Source organism: Mesorhizobium sp. RCC_202, assembly GCF_041355295.1.
In the GTDB taxonomy this organism is placed as follows: Bacteria; Pseudomonadota; Alphaproteobacteria; order Rhizobiales; family Rhizobiaceae; genus Mesorhizobium.
In genome coordinates, this window is record NZ_JBFUPO010000007.1 from 86,126 (window position 1) to 100,903 (window position 14,778).

The 14,778-nt window shown below is 62.9% G+C and carries 13 protein-coding genes; 8 read left to right on the top strand and 5 right to left on the bottom strand.

Annotated elements, in window-relative coordinates; translation table 11 throughout:
* Nucleotides 1-74 precede the first annotated feature (74 nt).
* The 4 genes from coaE to AB6802_RS17480 are packed head-to-tail and all read right to left on the bottom strand — an operon-like array spanning nucleotide 75 to nucleotide 2,966.
* Nucleotides 75-680 (bottom strand): dephospho-CoA kinase, encoded by a 606-nt coding sequence (coaE, locus tag AB6802_RS17465; RefSeq protein ID WP_371011399.1) that lies wholly within the window; start codon nucleotides 678-680, stop codon nucleotides 75-77.
* Nucleotides 680-1,513, bottom strand: a complete 834-nt coding sequence (locus AB6802_RS17470) for a shikimate dehydrogenase (RefSeq protein ID WP_371011400.1) — start codon at nucleotides 1,511-1,513, stop codon at nucleotides 680-682. The genes coaE and AB6802_RS17470 overlap by 1 nt, the downstream gene beginning before the upstream one ends.
* Nucleotides 1,506-2,105, bottom strand: coding sequence for a Maf-like protein (locus tag AB6802_RS17475; RefSeq protein WP_371011401.1), 600 nt, complete (start codon nucleotides 2,103-2,105; stop codon nucleotides 1,506-1,508). Before AB6802_RS17475 ends, AB6802_RS17470 begins: the two co-directional genes overlap by 8 nt.
* 39 nt (nucleotides 2,106-2,144) lie before the next feature.
* Nucleotides 2,145-2,966: a pyruvate, water dikinase regulatory protein gene (locus tag AB6802_RS17480; RefSeq protein ID WP_371011402.1), complete on the bottom strand. Its 822-nt coding sequence runs from the start codon at nucleotides 2,964-2,966 to the stop codon at nucleotides 2,145-2,147.
* Between the two features lie 403 nt (nucleotides 2,967-3,369).
* Between AB6802_RS17480 and hemE the strand changes: the two genes are divergently transcribed.
* The 3 genes from hemE (at nucleotide 3,370) to rho (ending at nucleotide 6,372) form a co-directional block, all read left to right on the top strand.
* Entirely contained in the window at nucleotides 3,370-4,398 is a 1,029-nt protein-coding gene (gene hemE, locus AB6802_RS17485) for a uroporphyrinogen decarboxylase (RefSeq protein ID WP_371011403.1), read from the top strand.
* Entirely contained in the window at nucleotides 4,395-4,931 is a 537-nt protein-coding gene (gene hemJ, locus AB6802_RS17490) for a protoporphyrinogen oxidase HemJ (RefSeq protein ID WP_371011404.1), read from the top strand. Before hemE ends, hemJ begins: the two co-directional genes overlap by 4 nt.
* Before the next feature lie 175 nt (nucleotides 4,932-5,106).
* Nucleotides 5,107-6,372 carry a transcription termination factor Rho gene (rho, locus tag AB6802_RS17495; RefSeq protein ID WP_371011405.1) on the top strand — a complete coding sequence of 422 codons (1,266 nt, stop codon included), beginning with the start codon at nucleotides 5,107-5,109 and terminating at the stop codon, nucleotides 6,370-6,372.
* Between the two features lie 277 nt (nucleotides 6,373-6,649).
* Here the strand turns inward: rho and AB6802_RS17500 are convergent, their stop codons facing one another.
* Nucleotides 6,650-8,671 carry a thioredoxin domain-containing protein gene (locus tag AB6802_RS17500; protein ID WP_371011406.1) on the bottom strand — a complete coding sequence of 674 codons (2,022 nt, stop codon included), beginning with the start codon at nucleotides 8,669-8,671 and terminating at the stop codon, nucleotides 6,650-6,652.
* A gap of 76 nt (nucleotides 8,672-8,747) precedes the next feature.
* Between AB6802_RS17500 and mnmE the strand changes: the two genes are divergently transcribed.
* The 5 genes from mnmE (at nucleotide 8,748) to AB6802_RS17525 (ending at nucleotide 14,486) form a co-directional block, all read left to right on the top strand.
* Entirely contained in the window at nucleotides 8,748-10,055 is a 1,308-nt protein-coding gene (mnmE, locus tag AB6802_RS17505; RefSeq protein WP_371011661.1) for a tRNA uridine-5-carboxymethylaminomethyl(34) synthesis GTPase MnmE, read from the top strand.
* A 153-nt stretch (nucleotides 10,056-10,208) separates the two neighbouring features.
* Nucleotides 10,209-12,083, top strand: coding sequence for a tRNA uridine-5-carboxymethylaminomethyl(34) synthesis enzyme MnmG (gene mnmG, locus AB6802_RS17510; protein ID WP_371011407.1), 1,875 nt, complete (start codon nucleotides 10,209-10,211; stop codon nucleotides 12,081-12,083).
* Nucleotides 12,080-12,721, top strand: coding sequence for a 16S rRNA (guanine(527)-N(7))-methyltransferase RsmG (gene rsmG / locus AB6802_RS17515; protein ID WP_371011408.1), 642 nt, complete (start codon nucleotides 12,080-12,082; stop codon nucleotides 12,719-12,721). Before mnmG ends, rsmG begins: the two co-directional genes overlap by 4 nt.
* A 17-nt stretch (nucleotides 12,722-12,738) precedes the next feature.
* The gene (locus tag AB6802_RS17520; RefSeq protein WP_371011409.1) at nucleotides 12,739-13,536 is read left to right on the top strand and encodes a ParA family protein; all 798 of its coding nucleotides are present in this window, start codon (nucleotides 12,739-12,741) and stop codon (nucleotides 13,534-13,536) included.
* 56 nt (nucleotides 13,537-13,592) lie between these two features.
* Nucleotides 13,593-14,486 (top strand): ParB/RepB/Spo0J family partition protein, encoded by an 894-nt coding sequence (locus tag AB6802_RS17525; RefSeq protein WP_371011410.1) that lies wholly within the window; start codon nucleotides 13,593-13,595, stop codon nucleotides 14,484-14,486.
* The last annotated feature ends 292 nt before the right edge of the window (nucleotides 14,487-14,778 follow it).

Below are 14,778 nucleotides of genomic sequence, written 5' to 3' on the forward strand. Positions count from 1 at the left end.
AATCAGTTCGTCCTTGCACGAGACAGCATCGTGCTTCGGCAAGAAATGGCAATGGCTGCTGCTGACGGCAAGCGTCAGGAGCGAGGGGTTCCGGGCTTATCCCCTGCCAACTCGGCAATCATCGCCGCGACCGCCATACGCGCGGCCTCGAAGCCGTGCCCGGTGTCGATGACGAAATCGGCCTGGCGGCGTTTTTCGGCATCCGGCACCTGCTTGGCCAGGATCGAGGCGAACTTCTCCTCGCTCATTCCGGGACGTGCCAACACCCGGGCGCGCTGGATGTCGGGCGCCGCCGTGACGACCACGACCTTGTCGACACGGTTGCGGCCGCCGGTTTCGAAAAGCAGCGGGATGTCGAGTACGGCGAGCGGCGCCCCAGCCTCGCGATGCCTGGCCAGAAACGCGTCGGCGTCGGCACGGACCAGCGGATGGACGATTGCCTCGAGTTTTTTCAGCGCCGCCGGATCGGCAAGCACCTTTGCCGCCAGCTTCACCCGATCGACGACGCCGGCTTGCGTCGTGCCGGGGAATGCCGCCTCGACCAAAGGGACGGCCTTGCCGGAATAGAGACGATGCACGGTCTCGTCGGAATCATGCACCGGCACGCCGGCGTCAGCGAACATCTCTGCCGTGGCCGACTTGCCCATGCCGATCGATCCGGTGAGGCCAAGCACGATCATCAATGGCCCTCGATATCGGCGACGATCATGCGCCGCAGCTCGGCGCTGACCTCAGGCTTCCTGCCGAACCAGCGCTCGAAGCCGGGCACCGCCTGGTGCAGCAGCATGCCCAGACCATCGACCGTTTTCAGGCCGTGCGCCCTGGCGGCCGCGAGCAATGGCGTTTCCAGCGGCACATAGACGATGTCGGTGACGATGGCGCGGCCGGGCAGGCCCGCCGGATCGGCGGCAAGACCCTCATTGCCATGCATGCCGAGCGCGGTGGTGTTGACCAGGAGACCGGCATCGGCGAGCAGCGCGCCGACAGCCTCGCCACCATGGGCTGAAACGCCGATGCCGAAGCGGTCGGCAAGCTCCTGGGCCCTTGCCAGCGTGCGGTTGACGATGCGGATGTCCTTTATGCCGCGCTGTTTCAGCGCATGGATGACCGCGCGCGAGGCGCCGCCGGCGCCCAGCACGACCGCGGGGCCATTGTCCGCCCAGCCCGGTGCATAATCATCGAGATTGCCGGCGAAGCCGAGGCCGTCGGTATTGCCGCCCCACAACACGCCATCCTCGAACCACAGCGTGTTGACCGCGCCGATCGCTTCGGCGGCCTCGTCGCGGCGTTCGGCCAGGGCGAACGCCGCCTCCTTGTGCGGAATGGTGACATTGCCGCCGCGATAGCCGTTCGCGCCCAGCGATTTCAGGAAGGACGCAAAATCATCCGGCCTGACATCGATCGCCTGGTAGCTGCCGTCGATGCCGTATGTCGCCAGCCAATGGCCGTGGATCTTCGGCGAGCGCGAATGCGCGATCGGATGTCCGGTGACGAAGGCCTTTTTCTCAGCCATCGATCGCTCCAAGTGTGCGCAGTTCCTTCAGCACCGGCAACAGCGGCAGGCCGACAATGGTGAAATAGTCGCCTTCGATCTTGTCGAACAGCTGGATGCCTTCGCCCTCGATCTGGTAGGCGCCGACACTGGACAACGCCTTGACGCCGACGCGCGCCAGATGGCGGCCGATGAAAGCCGGCCCGAGCTTGCGCATGGTGAGATTGGCGATACCGACATGGCGCCAAAGAACCGCGCCGTTGCGGCACAGCACCGCGGCGCTGTTCAATTGATGCGTCTTGCCGGACAGCGCGAGCAGGTGGCGGCGGGCGCCTTCCATGTCGGCGGGTTTGTGAAAGACCTCGTCGCCAAGCGACAGTGTCTGGTCGCAGCCCAGAACCAGCGCGCCTGGATTGCGCTCGCTGACCTCGCTGGCCTTGGCCTCGGCCAGGATCGCAGCGACGTCTTCCGGCGAGACGCCACTGTCCTTCAGGGGAGCTTCAAGAGCGCGCTCGTCGACGTCGGCCGGCACCGCCTGGATGTCGAGACCGGCGTTGATGAGCATTGCCTTGCGGTAGGGGCTGCCCGAAGCGAGGATGATTGTCTCAGCCATGATCTTTCGCGCAGCAGCGCTCCCGGTTCAGCGGGCCACTTATCTGTTCTTGCCGCGCAGGGCAACGATCGCCGCCGCCGTTTCCTCGATCGAACGACGGCTGACATCGATCATCGGCCAGCCGTGGCGGGTGCAGAGCTGGCGCGCATAGGCGAGTTCCTCGTTGATCGCGGCGCGATCGACATAGTCGTTCGGAACAAAGCTGCTGCTGTTGCCGAGAATGCGGTTTTGGCGGACATGAGAAATGCGCTCGGCCGTGGCGATGAGACCGACGACGAGCGGCTTCTTGGCATCGATCAGGCTTTCCGGCAGCGGTACGCCGAGCACGATCGGGATGTTGGCGGTCTTGATGCCGCGGTTGGCGAGATAGATCGAGGTCGGTGTCTTCGAGGTGCGCGAAATGCCGATCAGCACGATGTCGGCATCGTCCATATTGGCCGGCAGCTGGCCGTCATCGTGCTCCATGGTGAAGTTCAAGGCATCGATGCGGCGGAAATATTCGGCGTCGAGCACATGCTGGGCGCCGACGCGGCGTCCGGCCGGCGTGCCGAGATAGGATTGGAAAACGGTCAGCACCGGCTCCAGCACCGAGACGCAAGGCAGGCCCATGGTGGCGCAGCGCTCGTCGATGCCGCGCGCCAGCTTCTGGTCGACGACGGTATAAAGAATGATGCCGGGCTCTTCCTCGATGTCCTCGAAGACCTTGGCGACCTGCTTTTCGGTGCGGATCAACGGATAGATGTGCTCGATGGCGCGCGCGTCCTTGTATTGCGCGGACGCGGCCCGGCCGGCCGCCAGCAGCGTCTCGCCGGTGGCGTCGGAGATCAGATGCAGATGGAAGAAGCTTTGCGGTTTGTTCACAGGGGGTGGGTCCAGGCTGTGGGCAATTGTGGACAAGGCGGGATGGGGAAGCCTGTCCGGGCGAGGCGACTGTATCAGATGGCAGGTTGTCCACAATTCGCTCTGCTGTCGGCTTTATCGGGGCGCTGGGGACAAAAGTGGGGATCAATTTTTCTCAGGTGATTTCATCCACAGCCGGAGGCGCGATAGCGAAACGCCAAGCCGCTGACTCCAAAAGCAGAATCCGGCTCTTCCCCAGATCCCTCCAAATTGCGAATGCGACCGCGCGACAATATGCTGACTGGAATTTCGGGGCGCGAGACGGGACAGGTCACAACCACCATAACCAACAGACTCTTAGAATCAGAAGACTCATTTAGAATAGATATTTGTTTTAAGAGAAGGCTGGAGAGGACAGCGCTGAATGCCAGGAAAACGCATCATGCTGAACGTCCTAAGGGGCGCGACGGCTTCACCGCCACCGCTCTGGATGATGCGTCAGGCAGGCCGCTATCTGCCGGAATACCGCGATACCAGGAAGCGGGCCGGATCCTTCCTCGACCTCTGCTATGACCCGGACTTTGCCGTCGAAGTGGCGCTGCAGCCGATCGAACGCTTCGGCTTCGATGCCTCGATCCTGTTTTCCGACATTCTGGTCGTGCCGCATGCGCTGGGCCGCGAGGTTCGCTTCGAGGAGGGCCGCGGGCCGATCTTGAAGCCGATCGCGGCGGGCGAGATTGCGGACCTCACCGGCGAAACGTTTCACGTGAATCTCGAACCGGTCTACGAGACGGTGCGCCGGCTGCGGGCAAAGCTGCCTGGTGAAACGACGCTGATCGGCTTTTGCGGCGCGCCCTGGACGGTGGCGACCTATATGATCGCCGGTCACGGCACGCCGGACCAGAGCCCGGCGCGGCTTTTCGCCTATCGCGAGCCCGAGGCCTTTGCACGGCTCCTGAAGATCCTCGCCGATCACTCGGCTGCCTATCTCATCCGCCAGATCGAGGCCGGCGCCGATGTGGTGCAGATCTTCGATTCGTGGTCGGGTGTGCTCGACGACGCTTGCTTCGAAGCCTTCTGCGTCAAGCCCGTTGCCGAGATCGTGCGCCAGGTGAAGGCGGTCTACCCGGACGTTCCGGTGATCGGTTTCCCGAAGGGAGCCGGCGATCGCTATCGCGACTACAGGGGCAAGACCGGCATCACCGGCCTCGGTCTCGACTGGACGGTGCCGCTGTCGATGGCAAAGGCGCTGCAGGCCGAAGGCGCGGTGCAAGGCAATCTCGACCCGCTGCGGCTGGTTGCCGGCGGCAAGGCGCTGGCTGACGGCGTCGATGCTATCCTTCGAAGCTTGGGCGGTGGGCCGCTGATCTTCAATCTCGGCCACGGCATCACGCCGGAGACACCGGTGGCGCATGTCGAGGCAATGGTGAAACAGGTGAGGAGCCAGCGATGACCGATGCCGGCAACGCCAACAGCACCGGCCAGGCTATGAAGCGCATGGCAATTGGGATCGGCGTTCTGGTTGTGCTGACGGTCCTGCTTTTCTACGTGGCGGACGAGAGCTTCTATCCCTGGGCGAAAGCGATCCATGTGATTGCCGTCATCGCCTGGATGGCCGGCATGCTCTATCTGCCGCGGCTCTTCGTCTATCATGTCGATGCCGAGAAAGGCTCGGTGCAGTCCGAGACGTTCAAGGTGATGGAACGCCGGCTGCTGCGCGGCATCATCAATCCGGCAATGATCGTCAGCTGGGTGTTCGGTCTATGGATGGCCTGGAGGATTTTTCATTTTGAGGGCGGTTGGCTGCACGCCAAGATCGCGCTGGTGCTCGTTTTGTCGGGCCTGCATGGCTATCTTGCGGGCGCTGTGCGCAAGTTCGCCGAGGACAAGAACGAAAAACCGGCGCGGCACTGGCGGATCGTCAACGAGATCCCCACATTGTTGATGATCGGTATCGTCATCCTGGTCATCGTGAAGCCGTTCTAGGCTTTCCCGCTCCAGCAGAAGCCCGGCAAAAGGCGGCTTGCTCTTTCAAGCGACCGACGATACAAGACGGGTCTTCCTTTCCGCCATGCGCCGCCCTTTTATCGCTTTCGGCCGCGCCCGGCATTTGTCGCATCCAGCCGATATTCCTCCCCAAAGCTTACCCAGAGTCTATCTAATGCAAGAAATGAAACTCACTGAGTTCAAGAACAAGAAACCGCCAGAGCTGATCGCTTATGCCGAGACGCTCGAGGTGGAGAACGCCAGCGTCATGCGCAAGCAGGAGCTGATGTTCGCAATCCTGAAGAAACTGGCCGCGCAGGACATCGAGATCATCGGTGACGGTGTGGTCGAGGTGCTGCAGGACGGTTTCGGCTTCTTGCGCTCGGCCAATGCAAACTACCTGCCGGGTCCCGACGATATCTATATCTCGCCGTCGCAGATCAGGCGCTTTTCGCTGAAGACCGGCGATACGGTCGAAGGGCCGATCCGCAGCCCGAAAGAGGGCGAGCGCTATTTCGCGCTGCTCAAGGTCAACACGATCAATTTCGACGATCCCGAAAAGATCCGGCACAAGATCCACTTCGATAACCTGACGCCGCTCTATCCGACCAAGCGGTTGAAGATGGAGGTCGACAATTCGACCAGCAAGGACATCTCGCCGCGCGTGATCGACCTGGTTGCGCCGATCGGCAAGGGCCAGCGCGCGCTGATCAATGCGCAGCCGCGTACCGGTAAAACGGTGCTCATGCAGAACATCGCCCACTCGATCACGGCCAATCATCCGGAATGCTATCTGATCGTGCTTTTGATCGACGAGCGGCCCGAGGAAGTGACCGACATGCAGCGCTCGGTGAAGGGCGAGGTGATCTCCTCGACCTTCGACGAGCCGGCGGTTCGCCACGTGCAGGTCGCCGAAATGGTGATCGAAAAGGCCAAGCGCCTGGTCGAACATGGCCGCGACGTGGTCATCCTGCTCGATTCCATCACGCGCCTCGGCCGCGCCTACAACACCGTCGTGCCGTCATCCGGCAAGGTGCTGACCGGCGGTGTCGACGCCAATGCTCTGCAGCGTCCGAAGCGCTTCTTCGGCGCCGCCCGCAACATCGAGGAAGGCGGCTCGCTGACCATCATCGCGACCGCGCTGATCGATACCGGCAGCCGCATGGACGAAGTCATCTTCGAAGAGTTCAAGGGCACCGGCAACTGCGAAATCCAGCTCGACCGCAAGGTGGCCGACAAGCGCATCTACCCGGCTATGGACATCCTCAAGTCCGGCACCCGCAAGGAAGACCTTCTGGTTCCGAAAGCGGACCTGCAGAAGATCTTCGTGCTGCGCCGCATCCTGGCCCCCATGGGAACGACCGATGCGATCGAGTTCCTCATCGACAAGCTCAAGCAGACCAAGACCAACGCCGACTTCTTCGATTCGATGAATACGTGATTGGGCCAGAAGCAGGGCGGAGATTTCCGTCCTTCTTGCTTTTCAGAGCGATCGCGTGATCGCCGGACGACAAGGGCAAAGGTCGGCGCCGCCCCTCATTGCCCTGCCGGGCATTTCTCCCCGTGAACGGGGAGAAAGAGGCTGTTGGCAAACCCGGCGCTCTTTCTCGAACGATTGGCGAAATCGGCGGCGACAAGGTCCCTTCTCCCCGTTTACGGGGAGAAGGTGGCGGCAGCCAGATGAGGGGCAGCGCCGGCGTCCGTAATTGTAGCTTCACTTAGGCCTCCCGTCGCAACAACTTCTCCAGTTCAGCCGCATCCGTCACCACCGGCAAGCACACCTGGCCAGTGCAGAGCCAGGCACCCGCCTTGTCAGTCGAAGGCAGCACGCCGCCTGGCAATAATGGTCGATTCGCTTCCGTACCGATCGGCACGACGATATCTACCCGACGCGGGTCAGGATTCCGATTCGCAACCGGAACGAGGCTTGGACTCTCTGAGGAATCGACCAGCACCAGCTTTAGCGGCTCGAGCGCCAACGCGCAGGCGTTGACGATGCCGGCCTGGCCATAGGCCAGTTGCGCGGCGCGACCCATGGCATGCTCGGCGGTCGTCCAGGCTTTTTCCCAGACATCGAGATCCCCGGTGAGTGAAGACAGCCGCACCAGCGCTTCGACGATCTGGCTGGTGGCCGACGGAATTGCCTCGTCGACATCGCCGCGGATGCGGATAGGTACGTCGCCGCTGTCCGACGCGGTCAACCAGTAGCCGGTCTTGTCGCTGTCTTGGTGCCAGCGATCGAGTTCAGCGATGAGAGCCTTCGCATGGTCCGAATAGGCCGGATCGCCGGTTGCTTCGAACAGGGCGATCGCCGCATTGGTCATTGCCGCGTAGTCGCTCGATAGCGCCGGAAAGAGCTTCTTCGCGCCAAGCATGGAATGCGGCAAGCGGCCATTGTCGCCGGCGCCGACAATATGCGCGAAGGCCTTGGCCGCGGCGTCGATCCAGTCACGTCTCCCAAGCGAGCGGCCCGCTTCGGTGAGCGCCGCAATTACAAGCCCGTTCCAGTCAGTGAGCGCCTTGCCGTCGCGGCCAGGCCTGACGCGCTGTTCGCGGATGACGAGCAGCTTGGCCTTCAGCGGCGCAATCCGGCTGTCGTCAGCGAGGCTTTCACGCTGCTGCGCTTGGTTCTGGCGAATCACCGGTTTGCCTTCCCAGCCATGCGGCGCGGCAAGCTCGAAACAGCGAAAGAAGGTCGCCGCATCGTCACCGAGCGCAGCTTCGATCTCGTCCCTGCTCCAGGTGTAGAAAAGCCCCTCCTCGCCGTCGCTGTCGGCATCGAGACTGGCAGCGAAGGCGCCGCCGTCGACCCGCATCTCGCGCAGCAGCCAGGCGACGGTTTCTTCGATTCGCACCCGGAACAAGTCTTTGCCTGTCGCGGCATAGGCCCAATTGCACAAGCGGATGAGCTGGGCGTTGTCGTAGAGCATCTTTTCGAAATGCGGCACCAGCCATTCGGCGTCGGTAGAGTAGCGCGACAGGCCGCCGCCGACATGATCGTAGATGCCGCCGGCGAGCATCTTTTCGAGGCTGACGAGCGCGGCGTCGCGGTGCGCGGCCTGGCCGTCGCGCAGCCAGGAGAGCCACAGCGTGTGCATGAAAGGCGCGTTGGGGAATTTCGGCGCCCCGCGCAGGCCGCCGAGATCGCGGTCGATCATGCCGTCGATGCGGTTGCTGAGATCAGCGAGCACGTCGCGCTCGAGGACAGCCTTGCCCTTCGCGCCGGAAAGCCGCTGCTCGACATGGGCGGTCAGCCCGTCGGCGCTTTCGGCGAGGCTCTGCTGCTTTTCCCGCCAGGCCTTGTCGACGGCTTCAAGCACCTGGATAAAGCCCGGCCGGCCATAGCGCGCCTCGCGCGGGAAATAGGTGCCGCCCCAGAAAGGCTTGCCTTCGGGCGTCAGAAACATGGTCAGCGGCCAGCCACCCTGTTCGCCCATGGCGTGGAGCGCCGCCATGTAGATCTGGTCGATGTCCGGGCGCTCCTCGCGATCGACCTTGATATTCACATAGAGCCGGTTCATGACGGCGGCGACGGCGTCGTTCTCAAAGCTTTCATGCGCCATGACATGGCACCAGTGGCAAGCGGCATAGCCGATGGAGAGCAGGATCGGCCGGCCGAGCTGCTTGGCTTCGGCAAGCGCCGCCGGGGACCACGCCCGCCAGTGCACAGGGTTGTCGCTGTGCTGCTGCAGATAGGGGCTCGCCTCGTCGGCAAGCAGGTTTTGGGCGGGCAAGGTCACGATTGGCGGCTCGGGTTGATGGTTTTGACTTGGTTTGACACGGGCAAAGGCTAGGGCGGTTGGGCAGGTCCGGCAAATGGTTTCACGAGACACGATCGTAGCGCTTTCAAGCGGTCGCCTGCCTGCCGGCATCGCTGTGATCCGGGTTTCCGGGCCGCGGACTCGATTCGTAGTCGAAACGATGGCCGGGTCCGTTAAGGACCGGTTTACCAATCTGCGGAGGCTACGCGCGGATGACGGCTCGCTCATCGACCACGGCCTCGTCCTGTTCTTTCCCGGGCCGGGCAGCTTCACCGGCGAGGATGTCGCTGAATTCCAGGTCCATGGCAGCCGGGCGGTCGCCGCAAAGATGCTGGAAACGATCGTGGGCTTTGAAGGCGTCCGGCATGCCGAGCCCGGCGAATTCACGCGACGCGCCTTTCTCAACGGCAAGCTCGATCTGGTCGAGACCGAGGCGCTGGCTGATCTGGTCAACGCCGAGACTGAGGCGCAACGCCGCTTTGCCGTGCGCAACGCCGAAGGCGCGCAGAGCGAGCTCTATTCGAGTTGGCGCCGGCGGCTGATCCATGCGCGGGCGATGATCGAAGCGGAGATCGACTTTCCCGATGAAGACGATGTGCCCGGTTCCGTTTCGGATGCGGTCTGGTCGGACGTCAGGGCCTTGATCGGGGAGATCGAGCATCATGTGGACGGGTACAAGGCTGCCGAGATCATCCGTGATGGCTTCGAGGTGGTTATCCTTGGCGCGCCCAACGCCGGGAAATCCAGTCTGTTCAATGCGCTTGCCCAGCGCGAGGCGGCAATCGTCACCGATGAACCAGGCACGACCCGCGACTTGCTGGAAGTTGTTCTCGACCTCGATGGAATGCGGGTTCGTATCGTCGATACGGCTGGTTTGCGCGAGACAACCGGAAAGGTTGAGGCCATCGGCATTGAGCGCGCGCGAGCCAAGGCTGCAAGCGCGGATCTTGTGTTGTTGCTTGAGGACGTGGTCGAACCGCTGCCCGTCGGCGTCATCCCGGAACGAGTCGAGATGATCCGGGTCGGCACCAAGGTTGACCTCAAGCCTTCGAGCGCGGCCACCTATGATCTGGCGATCTCATCCAAGGTGGGGACCGGTCTGGGACAGCTGCTGCAGGAGATTGGACGGCGCGCCGCTGATGCGATCGGCGACGCCGCCGACGTTCTGCCGTCCAGGCTGAGGCACGTCGACCTGTTGAATGAAGCGAAGGGCTTCCTCGTCGCGGCTTCGGCGGGTCAAGGTCAAGAGCTGCGCGCGGAGGAGCTGCGTTTGGCCGCGGACCGACTGGGACGGATCGTCGGCGTGGTCGATGTCGAAGACCTGCTCGATGTCATCTTCTCGCAATTCTGCATCGGCAAGTGATTCACGTGAAACAAGGCGAGCCAATGACTCACGTGAAACATTTGACTGTCTGCTCGGGGCAGCTTTGTTTCACGTGAAACGGCGAGCGCTTCTTGACAGCGCGCCACGGCAGGGACATGTGTCGGGCAATCTCTGAAAGCGGATTCCTGGAAAATGACCAATCACTATGATGTGGTGGTGGTGGGCGGCGGCCATGCCGGATGCGAGGCGGCAAGTGCCGCCGCGCGCGCCGGCGCCAGGACCGCGCTGGTGACGCTGCGCTTCGACACGATCGGCGTCATGTCCTGTAACCCGGCGATCGGCGGCCTCGGCAAGGGGCATCTGGTGCGCGAGATCGACGCCATGGATGGGCTGATGGGACGTGTCGCCGATGCGGCCGGTATCCAGTTCCGCTTGCTCAACCGCCGCAAGGGCCCGGCTGTGCGCGGACCGCGCACTCAGGCCGACCGCAAGCTCTATCGCCTGGCCATGCAGGCCGCGATCAACGAGCAAGCCAATCTCGACGTCGTCGAGGGCGAGGTCCTGGATTTCGAGATTGTGGATGGGCGGATTACGGGCGTCCAGGTTTCCGGCGATCGCCGCCTGGCATGCGGCGCCGTGGTGCTGACCACCGGCACCTTCCTGCGCGGTCTGATCCACATCGGCGAAAAGAAGATCGTCGCCGGCCGCATGAACGAGCAGGCGAGCCTAGGTCTGTCAGCCACGATGAGCCGGGCCGGCTTCACGCTTGGCCGATTAAAGACCGGGACACCCCCTCGCCTCGATGGCCGCACGATCGACTGGGCGTCGCTGGACAGCCAGGCGCCGGATGAGGATCCGGTGCCGTTCTCGTTGATGACCGACGCAATCGTCAATCCGCAGATCCATTGCGGCATCACCCGCACCATGCCGGCGACGCATGAGCTGATCCGCGCCAATCTTGGCCGCTCGGCAATGTATTCCGGTTCGATCGAAGGCGTCGGGCCGCGCTATTGCCCGTCGATCGAGGACAAGATCGTCAAGTTCGGCGACCGTGAGGGCCATCAGATTTTCCTCGAGCCCGAGGGCCTCGACGACGACACCGTCTATCCGAACGGCATCTCGACCTCGCTGCCGGAAGATGTGCAGCTCGATATCCTGAAGACCATTCCAGGCCTGGAAAAGGCGACGATGCTGCAGCCGGGCTATGCGATCGAATATGACCATGTCGATCCGCGCGAGCTGCTGACCACGCTGGAGACGAAGCGTGTCGCCGGTCTTTTTCTCGCCGGGCAGATCAATGGCACGACCGGCTATGAAGAGGCCGGTGCGCAAGGTCTGCTCGCCGGCCTTAACGCGGCGCGCAGGGCGTCCGGTGATGATCAGGTCACGCTTAGCCGCACTGAAGCCTATATCGGCGTGATGGTCGACGATCTCACCAGCCGCGGCATCGCCGAACCCTATCGCATGTTCACCTCGCGCGCCGAGTTCCGGCTGTCGCTGCGGGCCGACAATGCCGACGAGCGGTTGACGCCGCTGGCGGCAAAACTCGGGATTGCCTCTTCGCAGCGCCTGCGGCGTTTCCATGATGTCAACGGCAGGCTCGAGCAAGCGCGGACGCTGGCAAAATCGGTGACCTTCACGCCGAACGAGGCAGCACGGTACGGCCTGGAAATCAACAAGGACGGCGTGCGTCGCTCCGCCTATGAGCTGCTGGCGCATCCGGGCGTCGACATGGCTTGGCTGACGGGTATCGAACCGCGCTTTGCAGCTGTTGACGTCAAGACAGCCGAGCGGCTTGAAACGGAGGCGAAATATTCCGTCTATCTCGACCGGCAGCAAGCCGATGTCGCGCAGATCAGGCATGAGGAGTCGCGCCTTATCCCGGATGCCATCGACTTCTCGGAGGTTCCCGGCCTCTCGAACGAGCTGAAGCAGAAGATGAAGACGCGGCAGCCGCGTTCGATCGCCGATGCGCAGCGTATGGAGGGCATGACGCCGGCGGCGCTGGCGATCATCGTCGCGCATGTTCGCAATGTCGAGTTGGCTGCGCGAAGGAACGTCGCGTGAGTGCTGATGCCTGGGATGACCTGCAGAATGCCGCAGGACCAGTTTCACGTGAAACATTCGAACGCCTGCAGACGTTCGAACAGCTGTTCCTGAAATGGAATCGCAGCATCAATTTGGCGGCGCCGTCGACGCTGGATGATGTCTGGCGCCGCCATATCCTGGACAGCGCGCAGCTCGCGCGAATCGCACCCAATGCGACACGCTGGGTCGACCTCGGTTCCGGCGGCGGTTTTCCGGGCCTTGTGCTGGGTTTCCTGCTGTCGGAGCGCCCTGGCGCGGCCATCGACCTGGTCGAAAGCAACCGCAAGAAAGCTTCTTTCCTGCAATCGGTCACCGGCCAATTCGATTTGCCGGCGCGGGTCATAGCGCGGCGCATTGACGACAGCTATGCTCTTGTTCCTGAACCGCAAATCGTCACCGCACGGGCTCTTGCCGCGCTTCCCGATTTGCTCGATCTGTCGGCGCCATGGCTGACCAAAGGCGCACGCGCGCTTTTCCATAAAGGCCGGGATTATCGCGCCGAAGTGGAAGAAAGCGCTCACCGCTGGGCCTTCGATCTGGTAGAACATTCAAGCATGACGGACGCCCATGGCGTCATCCTGGAAATCAGCGAATTGCGCCCGGCGAATCTGCAATGAATCAGTGGCATAGACCCATGAAAACTGGACCGCGTATCATCACCGTTGCCAACCAGAAGGGCGGCGTCGGCAAGACGACGACGGCGATCAATCTGGCGACGGCGCTGGCCGCGATCGGCGAGCGCGTGCTGATCGTCGACCTCGACCCGCAAGGCAATGCCAGCACCGGCCTCGGCATCGACCGCAAGGATCGCACCACCTCATCCTACGATGTGCTGACCGGTGAACTCGAACTCGAAGCCGCCGCCGTGCCGACGGCCGTGCCCGGGCTGTCGATCATTCCCTCGACCCTCGACCTGCTCGGCATCGAAATGGAGATCGCCTCGGCGCCTGACCGGGTGCTGAAGTTGCGAAATGCGCTGCGCGCCGCCACCGAACGCGCGGCGCCCTTCGGCTATGTGCTGATCGACTGCCCGCCTTCGCTCAATCTTTTGACGTTGAATTCAATGGCGGCAGCCGATTCCGTTCTTGTGCCGCTGCAATGCGAGTTCTTTGCGCTCGAAGGTCTCAGCCAGCTGCTCGAAACCGTCGAGCAGGTGCGCCGCACGATCAACCCGGATCTCACCATACAGGGCATCGTGCTCACCATGTATGACGGCCGCAACAACCTCGCCAACCAGGTGGTGCAGGACGTGCGCACGCATATGGGCGACAAGGTCTATGAGACGATCATCCCGCGCAATGTGCGGGTGTCCGAGGCGCCATCCTATGGCAAGCCGGCGATCCTCTATGATCTGAAGTGCTCGGGCAGCCAGGCTTATCTGCAGCTCGCCTCGGAAGTCATCCGCCGCGAGCGCAAGCTGCGTGCCGCCTGAATTTTCAGCCCCTGGTTAATTAGCCGATTCGATTCCGAAACGATCTGGATAATCCAATGAGTGAAGACCAATCACGAAAGAGACTTGGCCGCGGCCTGGCAGCGCTGATCGGCGAGATAGACCGTCCGGCCGCACCGGAAAAGCCGAACGCAGCCGTGGCGGCGGACGGCAAGGTGCCGATCGAGTTCGTCAGCCCCAATCCGAAGAACCCGCGCCGGCATTTCGGCGACGCCGAGTTGACCGATCTCGCCCAGTCGATCCGCGAGCATGGCGTGGTGCAGCCTGTGGTGGCGCGGCCGTCGCCGTCGCAGCCTGGTCGCTACGAGATCATCGCCGGCGAGCGGCGCTGGCGGGCGGCGCAGCGCGCCGGACTGACCGAGATCCCGCTGATCGTGCGCGACGTCAACGACCGCACGGCGCTGGAGCTGGCGATCATCGAGAATGTGCAGCGCGCCGACCTCAACCCGGTCGAAGAGGCGCATGGCTATCAGCAGCTGATCGACGAGCATGGTTACACCCAGGCCGATCTCGGCCAGGTGATCGGCAAGAGCCGCAGCCACGTCGCCAACACGCTCAGGCTGTTGAAGCTGCCCAATGTCATCCACGACATGCTGGTCGACGGCGCGCTGTCGGCCGGCCATGCCCGCACGCTGGTGACGGCCGAGGATCCGGCCGGGCTCGCCAAGCGGATCGTCGAGGAGGGGCTTTCGGTGCGCCAGGCCGAGGCGCTGGCGCAGATGCCTGCAGGGCCGACGCCGGCCAAGACCAAATCTGCGCCAAGCGCGCCGGAAAAGGACCCCGACACGCTGGCGCTCGAGAAGCTTGTGACCAACACGATCGGCATGATCGTGACCATCGACCATAAGGGCAAGGGCGGCACATTGCAGGTTGCCTATCGCTCGCTGGAGCAGCTCGATGAGATCTGCCGGCGCTTGAAGGATGAGCGGTAGTCGGCTGGGGTATAACGGTATTCGGCTGGCATGTGAGGTTCTGGCTTAAGGTTGGATATATCTGATATATCGGTGATAGATAATGAAGGGCTGGGCGTAGCGCCGGCCCTTTTTTTGTGGGCGGTGGTCCATTGGCGAAGGCGCTGGTGATTGGTTGATCTCCCCCTGAGGGCTCGCAAAGGGGGAGATGCGGCAAGGCGGAGGGGCGCTTTCTTGCCGACAGGTTGGCGGAGCAGCGGCCCCCTCCGGTCTCCGGCCATCTCCTCCGCAAGGGGAGAGGTCAGCCGGCATT